Genomic DNA, 17347 nt, shown 5'->3' with positions numbered 1-17347 from the left:
CTTAAAATTGCTTAAGGGTGCTGCTATGATAACGCTCCGCGCTGGGCTCAACTTGGTAACGTTCGGCTAAGGTGTCAAGTTTGGCCTGCTCCAGTGCTAATTCGTCCATGGTGATGGTGTTATCGTCAAGTTGCCAAAGCTGGCGCGAACCAGAGTAACTGAACTGCAAGGCATGCATGGCCTCGACATTGCCTTGCTCCGCCGCCGCCTTAATTTTACGCAGGCGGCGCGTGATCTGATTCAGCGCCTGTTTTAAATGCCATACATAAAGCACTTCTCGCAAATACGGGTGGTGTTGCACACGTTTAAGCACCAAGGCAATGGCCGCACAGGTGATAATCACGCCGAGCAAGTTCCAGTGAAAATGACTGCCGGATGCACTGGGAAAAGCGATAATCAGTAATCGCGCAATGCCGAGACTCCCCAAGACCAAGGCACCAATACAGGCAGCTAAAACTCGGTTTAAATGCTTTCTATAACGCGCTTTATCGATTTGCTGTAACTTCATAAGGGCAACCACAGATATAAAAACGCAGCGATTATAGCAAGCGCTGCGAGCAAAGTACTATCACTTATGGATAAACACTGGCCCACAGTCATCGGCTATGGGCCTAGTTGTTAAATAACGATGAAACTCACCAATAGGTATGCAATAAAAGTTAATGCACCGCCGAATAAAGCATAAGGCATTTGCGTTTTTACGTGAGTAAGCAGATCGGAGCCCGAAGCAATGGCAGACACCGCACTGGTATCAGAAATTGGCGAGCAGTGATCGCCGAACACGCCACCCCCTAAAATAGCGGCTATCACCAGTGAAGGTGGTAATCCTAACGCTTGGATCAGCGGCACACCTATGGGTATTAAAATAGCAAAGGTGCCCCACGAGGTGCCGGTGGTAAAGGAGATCACCGCGCCGGTTACAAACAGCATTGGCACCACCAATACCAACGGCAGGTAATCGCCTACCAATGAAGCAACAAACACCCCTGTACCGAGCTCTTTTAAACTCGCGCCCAAGGTCATCGATAGCAAAACAATCGCCACCAATGGCAATAGCTCGCCCATGCCTTTAAAGCCCATGTCCACCAATTGGTGATGGCTGAATTGGCGGTTTGCACTCAGTAAGAAATAAGCAACAACACAGGCTAAAATAGTCGCATACAACACCGATTTCGAGCCGCTGCCACTGGCAATATCACCGTTACCAGTCCAGAACATAAAACCAACCATAGAAACTATCAATGTCGCCAAGGGCACCAGCATAAAGCGTGCTTTAGTGCCTTTGTCCGCTGTTTCGTTAACCTCTAGTCGCTCCAGCTTTTGCTCGGCCACTTTCATTGGTCCGTGTACTTTATCGAAGGCGATAGTGTAGGCCACGATCAATAAGGCGATAATGGCATAAAAGTTATAACCAATGCTGCCCCATAAGATAGACACCGCAGACTGCTCCAGCTCATAGTTTTCTAACAGTCCAAGCACATAAGCGCCCCAGCCATTAAGCAGGATTAAGATACACACTGGAGCACTGGTGCTATCAATAATATAGGCCAGACGCGCTCGGCTCATTTTAAATTTATCGAATAGGCCGCGTGAGAGGATCCCCGCAGTTAATACACTGAGGTTTGACTCGATAAATACGGCAATACCGGAAAACATCGTTAAAAAGCCCACCTGCCGCTTTGACTTTGCCACTCCTTTGCCTATTAACAGGTTTACTGTTGCCGCCACCCCGCCAGACTCGCGAATGTAGGCAAGCAGTGCACCGATAAGAATACTGAATAACAGCACGCGACTATTCCCCGCAGAGGACGCCGTTGCCACCACACGTTCTATAGTATTAATAAAAGTGAAGAAAAGTGTGTTACCGTCACCCTGGAGTGCAAGCAAAAACTCCGAAGAGGCCACCGCGACTAACAGCGCCATTATGACCTCTTTGCGCCAGAATACGATTGCAATGGCAATCAATGGCGGCAAAATGGAATACCAAGACATGTTGTTATCCTTGTTCTTATAAAGCTTGAATAGTCTTGCAAATGAGCATAGATTATTCAATTAATTTTAAATTTACTGTAATTTTTTAGTTATGCATCCACTTCCCTACTTCCCCTACGTGGGTCAGCAAATGCAAGTCGAAGGCCTTGCTATAGAAGCGCTTGCTCAGCAGGTGCCAACGCCCTTTTACTGTTATTCCAGTAAAGCGATTGCCAGCAATTACCAGCGCTACAGTGACGCATTTGCAGGGTTGGATAGCTTAATTTGTTATGCCGTAAAAGCCAACTCCAATCAGGCAATATTGGCGACCTTAGCGCGTTTAGGCGCCGGTGCCGACACCGTCTCTGAAGGCGAAATACGGCGTGCCCTAGCCGCCGGAATCAGCGCTGATAAAATCGTCTTTGCCGGCGTAGGCAAAAGTGTTGCCGAAATACGCTACGCTTTGGCACAGGACATTTTACAGTTCAACGTAGAGTCCGAACCAGAGCTGATGCGCATCAGCGAACAAGCGCAAAGCATGGGCAAACGCGCGCGGGTCTCGATTCGTGTTAACCCGGATGTTGAAGCCAAGACCCATGCCAAAATCACCACGGGAATGGCCGAGAATAAATTCGGTATCGCCATCGACTTAGCCCCTGCACTGTATCAACGGGCCGCCAATCTGCCGGGCATCGAGGTGAGTGGTGTTGACGTGCATATCGGCTCGCAGTTAACCGAGCTGACCCCGTTTGACCAAGCCTTTAGTAAAGTTGCTGACCTGGTGACAAGCTTGCAGCATCACGGTATTGATATTCAGGTCATCGATATTGGCGGCGGGCTCGGGATCAACTATGGAGAGCAATCCCAAGAGCCAGATATCACCACCTATGCTAGCTTTGCCAAAGCCCATTTAGGCCACCTTGGTTGCAAAATCATCGTCGAGCCGGGGCGTTCAATACTTGGCAATGCCGGGGTGTTAGTGTCACGCGTTGAGTATGTGAAAACCGGACAACAGCGTCACTTTTTAATTTTAGATGCGGCCATGAATGACCTTATTCGCCCCAGTATGTACGATGCCTATCATCACATTGTCACGGTCACCGAGCAAACGCAAAAGGTCACTTATGATATTGTCGGTCCGGTGTGTGAAACGGGGGACACTTTTGCCAAAGGCCGCACCATTGGCCAGTGCCAAAGTGGCGATTTGGTAGCGATTATGGGCGCAGGCGCCTATGGTGCAGTGATGGCCTCACATTACAATTCCCGCCTTAATGCTCCAGAAGTACTGGTAAAGGATGATCAATACAGTATTATTCGCGAGCGTATCGATTACGATACTCTTATTGCCATGGATTCCCTGCCCTCTTGGTTATAGCCTTAGAGCCAAGCCTACTTGGCTCTAATCAATTCATACTTATAACTTTTATATAGATAACCTACAGAAGCCCAGGGGCATCTCAGGTGCTTAAGCGCGACTCCTTTTATATATTTTATTTTCACTTTTAAGAATGGTTAGAAAATTTTATTCTTGATTAATGATAGCAACACTTGTTTAATAGTTAAGCAACATTTGACGTTGCTCTTATACATCACAGGGTAAAAAGTCCAACCGATAAATAATTTATTATAAGGACGGGGATACAATGAAACAGATCACATCCGGGTTTAGCCTTAGCGCGTTAACACAGGCTACTGGCCTGGCGCTGCGGGCACCAAAAACGGCACTCACCTCCACTTTAATCGCTGCAGCCTTTGTTAGCGCCCCAGCGCTGGCGGCGCTCACCGGTGGCATCAAAGGCAAGGTGATTGCCGAGCAAACCGACCAATCCATGGCCGGAGTCACAGTCATCGCCACCAGTAACGTCATGCCAAAACCACGACGAGCCGTAACCCGAGCAGATGGTAGCTATGACCTCCCGCAACTCAAACCGGGTACTTACGAGCTGACCTTTACCAATAAAGACGGTGCCAGTCAGCGTATGACGGTACAAGTGCTCTTGGAGCAAACCTCAAAGGTGGATGTGGCGCTAAGCATGACCGGCAGCAACACCGAAGTGATCACCGTTACTGGCAGCCGGCTATACCGCCAGGGTAATTCATCGTTAACCAACTCCTTAGGAGAAAGCGCCATTGAAGGCGTCCCCATCGGCCAAGATTATCGCGATCTACTGAAATTGGTCCCCGGTGTCGAGCTTTCTGAAAACTCCATCCTTGGCCCCTCAGCTGGCGGGTCTGGGGTCGATAACTCTTATGGTTTCGACGGCGTCAATGTCTCATTGCCGATGTTCGGCAACCTCGCCTCCGAGCCCTCGACGCATGATATTGAGTACGTAACCATGGATCGCGGCGGCGCTAAGGCTGTGGATTTTAACCGCTCCGGGGGCTTTGCTATCAATACCGTGTCGAAATCTGGCACCGACGAATTTCGCGGTGGCGTAGAATATAAAGTGCAGCCCAAAAGCCTCGTAGCAAGCCCTGTTGGTGAGGAAAGTTATGAGCTCGATAAAAGCTGGCTGACAGCCAGCCTAGGCGGCCCGCTGATTGAAGATACACTGTATTTCTACACTTCTTACTACCGCCCGGAGGAAGAGCGTACCAACAAGGGCACTGCTTATGGCGAGGTCAAAAATTATAAGAGCGTGCGCGATGAGTACTTTGGCAAGCTGACCTGGGCCCCCACTGACGACTTGCTGTTTAATATCTCGCAGCGGATGTCAGAGAAAACCCTTGAGGGCGACTCCATCGGTCAGTTTGAAGCCGACAGCGTCTCGGTGGGCGGGCAAGCCGACCAAGATATTTTCACTGTCGATGGCTCGTGGCTGGTCGGCTCGGCCACCACTCTCTCGTTTCAATACAGTAAATTTGAGCTAGAAAGCGGCTCACGCCCTGATACTGAACTTAGCGTGCAGCCTTCGCTATCGGCGCAACTCGATATCAATAACCTTGAGCAAATGGGTTACTTTAGTGTCCCCACACCACTGGATGCTGACTCAGGCTACACCGCAGAGCAAATAGCCGCTTTTAATAGTGCCGCGAATACGCTTATTGAACAATATGGATACAGCGAAAATGGTGTCAAAAAAGGCGGCGGCGGTGTTGGTGCGTATTATCGCTATGATAGCCAAGACTTCTACCGCGACTCCTTCGAGCTCGCCCTCGACCATGAATTTAGTTGGGGCGACAGCTATCACACTCTGCACTTCGGTGGCCAATGGTCTGAAGGTGAGGAAGTGCTCACTCGCTTATCAAACGGTTGGGGCCGTATAGAGTACGTTGGCGGCTTGGACGAAAGCTTAGAGCAAGGCAGTAGCACACCGGTGATTTACCGCGCCTTCGTTGAGCAAATGAGCCTAGTTGATAACCAAGGCGATACGGTGCCATCTATTATCTCAAGCACCGAAACCCTTAACTTTGAAATTAACGATACCATTGAAATCGGCGATTGGACCTACAACATTGGCGTTATGTTCAGCCAAGATACCTACTATGGCCAAGGGTTAAGAGCAAAGTCAGGAACGGTTTCTGGGTATGAATTAGCCCCGGGTAATAAATATCAAATGTACCAGACCGACTGGGCCGATATGGTGCAACCCCGCCTCGGCGTCACGTGGCATTATGCAGGCGAAGACTCGGTATTTGCCAACTTTGCCATGTATAACCCCGATACTAGCTCACTGGCTCGTGCTGCATCGTGGGACCGTAATACCCGTGGCGAGCAAGAAATCGAATTCGATAGCAATGGCAATATTATTTATGCCGAGCCACGCGGTGGCTCATCAGGTAAAGCGTTCGAGAAAGGCTTAAAACCACGGCGTATTAATGAGTTCACCGTGGGCACAACCAAATACATTGGCAGTGACTTGGTGGTACGCGCCCATGTGCGTCACCGCCGAGGCATGCACTTTTGGGAAGATATGCCCAATAACGCCAGATTAACCGATTACAGTGGCCTTGATGTGCCAGGTATTCCTGCCGATATCGCCGAGCAAGGACTCTTCATTGATAACCTCGATGCCATTCGCGAGGAAATTGGTGGCTCTTCTTATGTTATCGCCGAAGTGCCGGGAGGCGAAACTAAATACTGGGAAGCCAGCCTTGAAGCTGAATACATGGGCGATAACACCTATGTCAACGCCTCCTATGTGTGGAGTCATTACTACGGTAATTTTGACCAAGACAACACCACAGCGACCAACGATGCCAATAACTTCGTCGGTTCGTCATTTTATGGTGACGGTCGCGGCCGTTACCCTTGGGATTACCGCTATGGCACCCTAGCCGGGGATAAGCCACACTTATTTAAAGTCTACGGCTATTACACCACCCCTTGGGATGCGAACGTCGGTGCCTACTTTGTGTTTCAATCCGGTAAGCCTTGGGAAAAGTGGCATGGCACCCCCTACGGCTATGCTAGTGATACCAGCCGCTATGCCGAGCCCGCCGGCAGTCGCCGTAGCGCCAGTCATTGGCAGTTAGACCTCAATTACACTCAAGAATTCACGGTGTATAACGATGTGGCGATGCAATTTCGCGCCGATATTTTCAATGTTTTTGACCGTCAAACTGGGTATAACAACAACCCCTATTTTGATGACGAAAACTTCGCTGAGCCGCGCCAATACTATAGCCCTCGCCGAGTTCAACTGTCGGTCAAAGTCGAGTTCTAAGCTCCCCCCAGCAACCACTTAAAGCGCCGCCTGCGGCGCTTTTTTTAGCTTTGATGTTCAGCAAAATCAGCTTGCGCTCTGGTTTTCATAAGCTGTAGCAATGAAGTATGAAAATCATGAAAAATGACTTCTCCCCATAGGCGCGAATACAGGCCAAAATGAGTGTTGTCTTCAACGCGAGTTCGTAACGTTAAACGACTTCTTTCACTATCAAGTACTTCTATAAAATAACCACCATCAAGTGGGGCAAAGTACTCGCCACCAAGTTTTACATGTTTATCCAAGGCGTTATCAGGGATACGCTCTGGGTCAATATCAAAACGATAGGTCATTTGCTGATTTTCGATCCACGAAGTGATCACTTCATTAAATTGCACCTGCTTTTGCCAGTGACTGGTACGCACAGCGCCCACACCTTGACCAGACATATCAGCGGCGATGGGCTTAGGTACGCCAATGAATGATGCGAAGGTGGTGGGTAACTCATTACTCTCAATCGTTGATACCGTTGCCAGTTGTCGCCAAACCGCTGCCGCTGGAGCGTTAATATCAATACTGTCTTCAATCACATAGGTGGCTGAACTAGTTAAAAAGTGCAACTCTAGCGGGGCAACAATCACAGGTAAAACGACGATGCTGAATAAGGCGCCACGCTTTTTACGATGCATCAAGCGCACACATAACCCTGCCGCCAATCCGCCTAGGCTCGCGCATAACATAAACGCGGGTAACGCCATGGCCACGCAAATACTGCCTTCCAATAAGGTCACGACACTGACTAATAAAAATACAAAAATAGGCTGCCACGCTAGGGTAATCATTTTTGCATAAGATAGCGAAGGAGTGACCCTACATTGACAATAAATACGAATAAACCCGATCACAAAAGGGACTAAGAACATAAACGACAGGGTCACCAAACTCCCCAATGATTGTAGCGCTTCTACTTCCCATAACAGCCGAAAGCCAAGGCCATACAGAGCGCCCAGAACAATCCCCAAATGCCGTGCAAGTTTCTCGGTCATGGTCGCTCCTCATCGGAAGGATCACTAGACAGTGAGTCAGGCACTAACTCTGCCAATCGCTTTTGCACCTGCTGTTGTTCGTCAATCGTTAATGCTCCATAGCTGCGAGCATAAGGCCAGCCATAGCCCCAGCGATACCAAGTTGGATAAAGTGGCCCACCACCGAGCTGAACGCCGATATGCATCAAAGTAGCGATTGCAGGCTCATCTAAATCGCGCACACACTGCGCTAATGCAGCATCGGCGGCATCGCGCTGTGTCTGAGTTCCACCCTGCCAATAGGCCAAGTCATGGCTAATACAACAATGCTGCCACTTAACGCTGTTTGTTAGGGTACCATCGGGGAACAAGCTACAACCATCAGTGGTAAAGGGGCGCAGCTCTGCGCCGTGCGCGAACAGCGGCAACATTAATAACAGCCAGTGTGAAAGTTTAGTCATCCTATCTCCAACTCACGCGGCTCATAAATAGCGAGCGGACTGGACTTACATGCAATCCTAATCGGCATGTCTCTTCCTTGGGTAAGTAAAATAATTAGCCAGTTATTTAATAACGAATGCATTGAATTAGCAAATGACTGCGGTGCTATAGGAAAAAGAAAATGGCACCTAAACGATGCCATTTGGGTCAGGTGCCCTGGCAGGGGCATCCTGTGTTAGTCGTTGAAGTTCACTACAATCCAAGTATAGCCTCGTAAACGCGAGTGACCACCGAACCATATTGGCCGGTCTCAAACTGTTTACCCTCAAATTGATACTGCTGCTCAGTGCCCATCACCGGGCTATGCCGGGCATTGGTCAGCAGCACTATGGCTAAATCATACTCTGGGTCGATAACCGTAACTGTGCCTGTCCAGCCTGTGTGTCCATACGCTTGCGCACTGGCATAAGGGCCAAAGTGCCATTTACGCGCGCCATTTCCCGCTCGGCGCCAACCCAAGCCATAACTTTCGTCGCTCCTACTCGGTTTAGTAAACTGATCCAGCACCGACGCAGTAAATAGTTGTTTTTCACCGTAAGTGCCGCGATTCAGCAGTAGCTGACACAATTGCGCTAGGCTTTTGGCATCGGCGAATAGCCCAGCATGGCCTGCGACCCCAGCAAGTGAGTAGAAAGCTTTTTCATCATGCACCTCACCTTGTAATACGTAATCGCGCACGCCCTCGAAGTGCACCCGCCCACCCCGCGTATTTCCCTGAATTTCGGTGGCTGCAATTTGCTGTGCTAACACCCCTTTTTGCAGCGGGTTAAACATCATTGAGGTGATCCCAAGGGGCGCATAGAGCCGGCTTTCAACATATGCATCTAAGGGCATACCGCTGATACGTTCCACCAGCAACCCTAACAAGATATAGTCAATATCACTGTACAGGTGGCGTTGCTTGCGCATCGCCGTGAAAGGCACTCCTTGGACAATAAGCTGCTTGGTCCAATCGCTACTAATCGAATAGAATTGCTCGCCAAGCTGGTTATCACGACGGTGAAAGTCCACCACGGCAGGGTAGCCAGCGCTGTGTTCGAGTAAATCACTGACTAGCCGTAACTCCCGCCCTTGACCGCGATATTCGGGCAAATAAAAGCTCACCGGCAATGAGACATCCAAGCGCCCTTGCGATACCAAATGCATCAACGCCAGGTTGGTGGCAAACATTTTCGTGTTCGAGGCAATATCAAACAAGGTATCAGTTTGCATGGGCTGCGGCGTGGCCATCAACTCGCCGCCATCATGATATTTACGCGCCTCACCGTAAGCCGAAAGCTTAACCAATTCCCCTTGGTGCACGACCGCCAACACGGCTCCGGGAAACCCTTGCTCAATTTCAGCATTAATCAGCGCATCAACCTGTTCGAAACGTTTAGGTGTTGAGCGCTGCGTTAACACCGGCGCAGGAATACGAATATGCAGTTGCGCATCTTCTGGTGTTACCGACTTAATATGCAAACTATTCACCCCGGTGCGGGTGCGCTTACTAAGCGAATAACGGTATTGGGTATCCGCCGTTAGCGGCTTTGCGATATTCAGAGTTTGGCCATTGACGACAAGCTCAGCAGCAACGGCATTCACGTTATCAATAATGATCTCGCCACGGCCTTGGTACGCCTTAAAGCGGTACTTGTTGTTGACATCTTTTCGCGAGCTCAGCGCCTTTGCGGGATAGCTCGCCAATAGCTGCTCATGACCCAAACGTTTACTGGCTGCTGGCTGCGCTGTATTCAAGGCCTGATAGTCACGAAAACGTGCTTGGGCTTTATCCGGCTTATAGCGGTGTAATAAGGCAAACAACACCGCTGCGGTTTTGCCATCCGCTTGGCCATGCACCTGCCACGGCAAAAAGTGAGCCTGGAAGGCTTTGATAACTGCTACCGTTTTTCTATCTAGCTGGCCGCTAACGTCAACACCATAGCCATAATCACGCAGTGCTTGCTGCATCAAGCCGGTCGTCGGCGCTGCGGTACTGAAGTGCTGCCAATAATGCTCGACATCCGCTTGTTTGTACCAAGCGCCGACGCCGGCTTTATATAATTGATACCAAGGGAAGCGCGGGCCTGGGTCGCTTTTGCGCCCAGGCGCAATATCGGAGTGACCGACAACTTGTGTTGGTCCAATATCCGGGTTACGGGCAAGAATATCTTGGCTCAGGGCAATCAATAACTGCACCTGTTGTGGGTCGTAATCGGGGTACATGCATAGCTTTTGCTCTTGCCCTGCTGCGGCCTTGGCGGTGCGCTCAGCCGCAGCACAGCGCGGTACATTCACCACTTCAATACCAATGGAATGATCGTTTAAATCGCTGCGACCTTGCCAAAAACTGTTACCGGCATGCCAAGCTCTATCTTGCTCAGCCACCAATTGCACCACCTCAAGCTCGCTGCGCTGATAACTCGCATCGCCACTTTGTGGCACCAGATAATGGGCACTGAGCCCGCCTTCATCAACCAATACCCGCTCCGACTTTTGATAATCAATGGCGGTATAATGCATCACCAAAAACTTTATGCGTTTTGAATAATTGTGTGACGGCTTCATGGGGTAGTGGTTAACGCAACTAAGGGAAGCCATGCACATTAGCAGCAGTAAGTACGTTCGCATTGGCGTATCAAAGTATGGAAAATTCATATCAGCCTACATTATGTTTTGCAGCCCGCCTGCTCCTAGGCACTGGGTTAATACAAATAATGACCACAGTATAATAATATTTTATTTCACTCAATTAAAAATAGATGAAAATAATATTCAAGCATTAAAATTATGTTCGGTTATGGCCGTTTGTAACGTTGCCAAGGTAAAGATATAGGTACTAGTGTATATCAAATTATTTATTCCTTTGTGTAGGAATATCAGGTTACACTGTAATTAACGTCGTTGTAAGTGTGCATTCGATGAGCCCATAAGCGCTCATTTGCACCAATATAATCTAACAATAAAGTACCTTCTTATGTCGACATTTGTAAAAATCAAAGCACTGCGTAAATCGTTTTCTAGCAGTGAAGCAAAATTAGCAGACTTTACCCTTAATTCTGCTAATGCCATTCGCGATCTCTCCTCTATTGAACTGGCCAAGGTGGTTGGTGTTAGTCAGTCCAGCGTTGTGAAGTTTGCTCAAAAGCTCGGTTATAAAGGCTTTCCGGCCTTTAAGCTCGCGGTAATTGATGCCCTAAACACCGAGACACCCGCACCTAAGCTGCACGGTAAAATCACCCTAAATGATAGCTTAGAGCAAATAGCAGAAAAGCTGCTCAGCAGTAAAATGGCGGTCCTGAGTGAAACTAAAAACCTCAATGAGGCTGAAGCGGTTGAACAAGCGGTCAGCTTGTTAAAAAACGCGAAGCGTGTGGCTTTATGTGGCCTCGGTGGCTCGGCATTGGTGGCCAAAGACTTTGCTTTTAAATTGCAAAAGCTTGGCATTGCCGCTATCGCCGATGCCGATGGTCATGCACAGCTGGCCTACGTATCAACCCTAGGCAAAGACGATTTAGTCGTCGCTATCAGTGAGTCCGGGAAAACCCGCGAAGTGGCAGAAGCAGCCAGTCAGGCCAAAGCCAATGGCTGCCCGGTGATCGCTGTTACTAAGTTTGGCGCCAACCCAGTGGCCGATTGCGCCACCGTTAATCTTTACTCCGTCGCTGAGGAAGAGTCTATTCGCTTATCGTCGATTTTGGCGCGTACCGCGCAAGACTTTGTTATCGATATTGTCTTTATCGCGTTGACGCAAGCCACACGTCCAGGGCGTAAGTTGCTGGAACACTCTAACGATGTGGTTAAAGCGTTCCGCGAAAGTTAATCATCAATCGTTGATAACTGCTGCGCATCAATCACTAGCTGGCGCACCCCGTGCGCCTGATGCTCGTTAAAGGGGTTCTCCTCACACCACTTAGCCAAGCTATGAATATCAAGCTTGAGACAATCCGGACGCACCGACCAGCTCACCTGATAAGGCGAGCATTGATGTTGCGAGTAACTGGGCCCTGTGGTGGACCCGAGGTAGCGCACCGGCTCGCCACTGTCGTGTGGAATTTCATTGCTCTGGTAACGGCCGTGACGCTGGACGATGCGCGTCATCTCGGTAAAGTTTAAGGCACCGGTGTCATTCACCAGGGTGAATACTTGGGCTTCAACGCGCAAATCGGGGTTCGCGCTAGCGGTACTGACGCAACTACCCAAGCCTGGCCCTGGGGAAACCCGCGCCGAACTATATACCCAATGCACCTCAATGGTATCGCCACTTTGTAGATTATCACAGGCCGGCGTAAGCAATGGCTTTCTTTCGTGCTCAGCAAGCGCTTTACTCAATTGGCACTGATAGCCAGTGTTTGTTGGGCTGGAGTGAGCAGTCACCGAAAAGGCTGCGGCGCGATGCTCAGCATTTTTATGGAAATGGATATTACAAAGGTTGAGCTCATTATAGTTAGGAGCTGATGCAAAATGCACCGGATTACTCCCCTCGCTAAGGTTAATATCGCGCGGTGACTGCGGCCCAGCCAAATCACATTGCGCCGCGAACACGGGCGCCGTGGTAACGGCGGCCATGAACAATAGAAAGCGTTTAGGCATGATTGATCCCTTGTTATTGTTTGCCAACAACTGTGTATCATGCCCAACCTAAAAAAGGTACAAGAACTCAACGAATATGTAAAAAATTCAAGGATAAAGTAAGTATGGAGCACGCTGGCGTTTAAACTGCTGCAAAGGTTGCTGCCAACTTTGCTTTATTTGTTCGCTACTGTGCCCCTCAGTAATGGCCTGACGCAACTTATCGGTACCGGCAAGTTTGTCCATAAAGTCAGGGCGGGTAAATAGCACCTGCTGCGCTTGCGCAAATTGCCGCTGAGCGCTAATCAACCACGTCAAATCCAAACCACGCACAGAGCTTTGTCGCAAGTCGACTCCTTTGACGAGCTTGCCCTGCAACTTCGGTGATGCCGCCGCGCCAACAATGCTGCGGGGGCGAAAAGCAAAATCGCCTAATGCGACACTGTCATGGCCCATCACTTGAAATGGGAAGTCAGTGCCTCGGCCGATGCTCACCGGGGTCGCCTCGAAAAAACACAATGATGGATACAAGCCAACGGCTTGGTCGTTTGGCAAATTAGGACTCGGCTTGAGGGGCAACGAATACTTCATAGTGCGATTATAGTGCGCCACCGGCACCACACTAAGCTGTAGCTGCGCATCACTGTTCAGCCAGCCCTCTCCTAAAATCATCTGTGCCAACTCGCCCACAGTCATACCATGTAAAATGGGAATGGGATGCATACCTACAAAGGAGCGAAAGTCAGGGTCGAGAATGGGCCCATCAACATAGGCAATATTCGGATTCGGCCGGTCTAAAACAATAAACTCAGCCCCCGCATCAGCACTGGCCTGCATCATATAGTGCATGGAGCTGATATAGGTGTAAAATCGCACCCCGACATCTTGAATATCAAACACCACCACATCGATGTCTGCCATCTCTTGCGCAGCAGGCTGCTTATTGGCGCCATAAATGGAAACAATGGGAATACCGGTGCGCGCATCAATGCCAGATTGAACATGGGCTCCGGCATCATGATCGCCACGAAAGCCGTGCTCAGGCGCGAAGATAGTGGTTACATTTACCTGCTGCGCCAGCAAAAAGTCAACCAAGTGGCTGTCTTGTACCCGCGAGGTTTGATTAACCACCAGGCCAACACGCTTGCCTGCAAGTAAGGGAGCATATTTGCCGAATTGTTCAGCGCCCACGCGAATTGCGCCGTCCTCCTTGTGTGTCTGCGCACAGCCCATAAGCGCGACGATGCAGGCCAGTATCAGCGCCAACGCTCTAATCATGATCTTTACCTTGTACGGCGGCACGTAAAAAGCCTTGTTGCTTGGCTAGCATGCTTTTACCCTGGCGCGCATCAACGCCGCTGAGCAGCATCAAAATCGCGAGTTTGGCGCTGTGCTCGCTGCGCATCAAGGCTTCAGCCGCCTGCTCTGCGGTGCACTCTGTCGCCTGCATGACAATGCGTACCGCGCGCGCTTTAAGCTTGTCATTACTGGCATTAACATCGACCATTAGGTTGCGATACACCTTGCCGCTGCGGATCATACTTGCTGTCGTTAACATGTTAAGAATAAGCTTTTGTGCCGAGCCTGATTTCAATCGAGTAGAACCGGCAAGCGCTTCTGGGCCTACGATTGCCCCCAATGGGATCTGTGCGGCTTCAAGGACTGGGGCATTGGGCGAGCAGCTGATCCCCGCTGTCACACACCCTAATTGCCGGGCATAATTCAGTGCCGATACCACATAGGGAGTGCGGCCACTGGCGGCAATACCCACTAACACATCGTCGGCGCACAGGTTATGCGCTTTAAGATCGGCGATGGCTTGCTCGGCATTATCCTCGGCTCCCTCGACAGCGGTTTGAATCGCTTTGGCGCCACCGGCAATAATGCCCACCACTTGGCTGGGGTCAACACTGAATGTCGGCGGACATTCGGATGCATCAAGAATACCTAACCGACCACTGGTGCCCGCACCAATGTAGATCAGCCGCGCCCCTTTGCTAAAGGCATGCACAATCGCATCCACGGCTTTAGCAATATCTGGGATAATGGCGCGTACTGCTGGAGCAACCTTGTGGTCTTCATCATTGAGCTTATACAAGATATCGTCTGTCGCTAATAAATCGATATCGAGGGTCTCGGGGTTTTGCCCTTCGGACACGATGCTATTTAGCTCATGTAATAATTTCGATCGTTGATCATCCAGTAAACTCATGTAGTTATTCCACTTGTATATTCTGTGTTGCCAGCACCCAGGCGCCATCTAAGGCATTGCCGCGTGCTGGCATAATAATTCGTTGTTCGCTGTCGCTTAGTAACTGCTTGCTTTTGTTTGCCAGTCCACCCAGTAACATCACCGGAAGCTCAGTATCTTGGCGAGTATCAGCAATAAGCTGCAGCACCGCGCTTTTATGCCGAGCAAGGATCTCCGAAGCAATGGGGCAATGATTAGCGTGCGGCCATACTCGCTCGCTGAGTGTGGCAAACTCCTTGGCTGTGGCTTGGCGCACCCAAGCACTGATTTCGGCCCGGGTCTCCCCCACGTCTTTAGCTATAGTGGCTATCAGCCCATGTAGCGGCTGCTGCCTGTCTACCGCCTGCATCAGTGCTTGTACCGCCATGGCCCCTAATCGCGCTCCGCTGCCACCATCGCCCAGTGTAAATCCCCAGCCGCCGACGAGCTGTAACTGGCCATGGCTATCTAAACGCGCCCCCACCGAGCCGGTCCCTAATGCCACGCAAGCCACCGGCGCACCTAAATTAGCGCCCAGGGCAGCGGTCACGGCATCCGAGGTCACTCGGGTATCAGCAAAAGCGAATGTCTTTAAACGCTGCAGCAATGCGGCTCGATTATACGGATTCCCAGCGCCAGCAACACCTATTATACACTGGGTATGATGCGCCGGTATGGCTGTAGTGTTCATAATGCTTGCCACTTGCTGCATCATACGCTCACAGCTCAACTGTAAATCGTAACTCAATGAGCTCCCCGCGCCTTGCTCAGAAGCAATCACTTCGCCATTGCGATTAAATACTGCTAGGGCGGTTTTACTGCCGCCGCCATCAACCGCTAACACATAATTATTCATGGCTGCTCCGCCTATTGGGGCGACCCAAAGCACACACTAACGTGGCAAGTAAGGTGCCTAAACACAACTGCCAAGTAAATCCGAGGTTAAAGTGCCAAGCGTTTGGCAATAGCGCCGCTTGCACATAAGGCTGCATCAATAAGGTGGCGACAAAGCCAATAACCAGTGCCGCTAACACCGATGACTCGCTGCCGCGATGGAAAAACACCGAATTAATGTACACCCCTAATAATCCGGAATAAGAGAACACCATGACGCTGAGGGCAAATTTTAATAACGGCATTTGCGAGTATTGCTGCCAAAAATAGCAAATAACCGCCATCCCTCCCAGCGCCAGAGACACCACTAACATGGCCCAGCGTCCGGCCACCACATAGTGACTATCGTGTTGATCTGGTTTGCGTTTTTGCCGCCAAGGTTTATATAAATCTTGCACTAATACCGATGCCATTGAGCTTAGCCCAGAGTTCAACGTAGAAATGGCCGCCGCAATAATACCTATGGTAACCAACCCCCTCACACCTGCGGGGATCTCGTTAAGTACATAGTGCATAAACACCGTGATTTTCTCACCTTGGAACTGCTCCACGCCTTGGCTAGCCACCCCTTGCGCCATAATGTCTGGGCGTTGGTAGAAAACAAACAACAGCAAACCAATAATAATAAACAGCAACATCACCGGGATCACTAAGGCGATGGATAATAGCATCGCACGGCTACCTGATTTAGCGTCTTTACAGGTGAGCACCCTCTGGGTCATATCTTGGTCGAGACCAAAGGCGGCAATATTGAGCAGCACAAAGCCAGTAAACACGGACCATATATTAAATACCCCGCTGGCACTAAAATCGAGTTCAAACTTTAGCAGTGCTAGCTTCGAAGGCTGCCCGGGTGCGGGGTTTTGCAACGCTTCAATCACGGTGCTGAAGTCGGCCGGGATCGCCAGCCATAAACTCACAATGACGCATAGGGCGGCGCCGGTATAAACGGCACATTGGATCACGTCTGAGTAGATCACCGTACGGATGCCGCCAAACACGGTGTACAGCAAGCCCACCAAAACCAGCACTAAGGTGGCCATGATCACGCTGCTAGCGGCAATATTGCCATAAAGAATCATCGCCACGGCAATGGCCGCCATATACAGCCGCGCGCCACTGGCAAAAACGCGCCCAAATAAATACATTAAGCCCGCACTGCGTTTGGCTTTGGGGCCAATTTGCTGCTCCAGCAACTGGTACACGGTATACACTCGGTAGCGATAAAAGCGCGGGATCAGCACCTTGGCAACAATGACAGCGGCGATAAAGGCGCCAATATTGGTCGCTAAATAGGATAAATCCCCCTGATAACCTTGGTCCGGACCGCCGATAAAGGTCGCCGCCGACTGCGAGGTGGCCAACACCGAAACAGCCACCATCCACGTAGGCATTGCATTGCCACCGAGAAAATACTCTGAGCTAGTGGTGGCTTTTTTGCGGTTAAACCACCAAGCGGTGGCGCCGATAAGTAAGGCATAGGCGGCAAAGACCAGCCAATCCAGAGGTTGATAATGCGCATTCATAAC

At 50.2% G+C, this 17347-nt stretch carries 13 protein-coding genes; 3 read left to right on the top strand and 10 right to left on the bottom strand.

Annotated features, from left to right (window positions below; all coding sequences use genetic code 11):
* Position 1 precedes the first annotated feature (1 nt).
* Positions 2–508, bottom strand: a complete 507-nt coding sequence (locus MHM89_RS12835; protein ID WP_022946447.1) for a DUF3087 domain-containing protein — start codon at positions 506–508, stop codon at positions 2–4.
* 110 nt (positions 509–618) lie between these two features.
* On the bottom strand, positions 619–1992 hold the full coding sequence (locus MHM89_RS12830; protein WP_239408983.1) for a Na+/H+ antiporter NhaC family protein: 1374 nt from the start codon (positions 1990–1992) through the stop codon (positions 619–621).
* Positions 1993–2083: 91 nt separating this feature from the next.
* Here MHM89_RS12830 and lysA point away from each other — a divergent pair, with 91 nt between their 5' ends.
* Both lysA and MHM89_RS12820 read left to right on the top strand, forming a co-directional pair.
* Positions 2084–3346, top strand: coding sequence for a diaminopimelate decarboxylase (lysA, locus tag MHM89_RS12825; RefSeq protein ID WP_239408982.1), 1263 nt, complete (start codon positions 2084–2086; stop codon positions 3344–3346).
* Positions 3347–3614: 268 nt separating this feature from the next.
* Positions 3615–6638 (top strand): carboxypeptidase regulatory-like domain-containing protein, encoded by a 3024-nt coding sequence (locus MHM89_RS12820; protein WP_239408981.1) that lies wholly within the window; start codon positions 3615–3617, stop codon positions 6636–6638.
* 44 nt (positions 6639–6682) lie between these two features.
* On the opposite strand, the gene MHM89_RS12815 is transcribed toward MHM89_RS12820, so the two are convergent.
* The 3 genes from MHM89_RS12815 to pbp4b all read right to left on the bottom strand — a co-directional run bounded on the left by MHM89_RS12815 (position 6683) and on the right by pbp4b (position 10780).
* Positions 6683–7663, bottom strand: coding sequence for a hypothetical protein (locus tag MHM89_RS12815; protein WP_239408980.1), 981 nt, complete (start codon positions 7661–7663; stop codon positions 6683–6685).
* Positions 7660–8103 (bottom strand): hypothetical protein, encoded by a 444-nt coding sequence (locus tag MHM89_RS12810; RefSeq protein WP_239408979.1) that lies wholly within the window; start codon positions 8101–8103, stop codon positions 7660–7662. Before MHM89_RS12810 ends, MHM89_RS12815 begins: the two co-directional genes overlap by 4 nt.
* A gap of 232 nt (positions 8104–8335) precedes the next feature.
* Positions 8336–10780, bottom strand: coding sequence for a penicillin binding protein PBP4B (gene pbp4b / locus MHM89_RS12805; RefSeq protein WP_239408978.1), 2445 nt, complete (start codon positions 10778–10780; stop codon positions 8336–8338).
* A gap of 319 nt (positions 10781–11099) precedes the next feature.
* Here pbp4b and MHM89_RS12800 point away from each other — a divergent pair, with 319 nt between their 5' ends.
* The gene (locus MHM89_RS12800; protein WP_022946440.1) at positions 11100–11945 is read left to right on the top strand and encodes an SIS domain-containing protein; all 846 of its coding nucleotides are present in this window, start codon (positions 11100–11102) and stop codon (positions 11943–11945) included.
* Here the strand turns inward: MHM89_RS12800 and MHM89_RS12795 are convergent.
* From MHM89_RS12795 to MHM89_RS12775, 5 genes are all read right to left on the bottom strand, one after another.
* The gene (locus tag MHM89_RS12795; RefSeq protein WP_239408977.1) at positions 11942–12715 is read right to left on the bottom strand and encodes a delta-class carbonic anhydrase; all 774 of its coding nucleotides are present in this window, start codon (positions 12713–12715) and stop codon (positions 11942–11944) included. The genes MHM89_RS12800 and MHM89_RS12795 overlap by 4 nt on opposite strands.
* Positions 12716–12802: 87 nt before the next feature.
* Positions 12803–13927 (bottom strand): DUF1343 domain-containing protein, encoded by a 1125-nt coding sequence (locus MHM89_RS12790; protein WP_239409092.1) that lies wholly within the window; start codon positions 13925–13927, stop codon positions 12803–12805.
* A 37-nt stretch (positions 13928–13964) separates the two neighbouring features.
* The gene (murQ, locus tag MHM89_RS12785) at positions 13965–14906 is read right to left on the bottom strand and encodes an N-acetylmuramic acid 6-phosphate etherase (RefSeq protein WP_130148921.1); all 942 of its coding nucleotides are present in this window, start codon (positions 14904–14906) and stop codon (positions 13965–13967) included.
* A gap of 4 nt (positions 14907–14910) precedes the next feature.
* Positions 14911–15780 carry a BadF/BadG/BcrA/BcrD ATPase family protein gene (locus MHM89_RS12780; RefSeq protein WP_239408976.1) on the bottom strand — a complete coding sequence of 290 codons (870 nt, stop codon included), beginning with the start codon at positions 15778–15780 and terminating at the stop codon, positions 14911–14913.
* Positions 15773–17344 carry a sodium:solute symporter gene (locus MHM89_RS12775; protein WP_239408975.1) on the bottom strand — a complete coding sequence of 524 codons (1572 nt, stop codon included), beginning with the start codon at positions 17342–17344 and terminating at the stop codon, positions 15773–15775. Before MHM89_RS12775 ends, MHM89_RS12780 begins: the two co-directional genes overlap by 8 nt.
* Between the last annotated feature and the right edge of the window lie 3 nt (positions 17345–17347).

The organism is Pseudoalteromonas sp. CNC9-20 (genome assembly GCF_022347875.1).
GTDB classification, from domain to species: domain Bacteria; phylum Pseudomonadota; class Gammaproteobacteria; order Enterobacterales; family Alteromonadaceae; genus Pseudoalteromonas; species Pseudoalteromonas ruthenica.
This window is presented reverse-complemented; position numbering and strand designations above follow the sequence as displayed.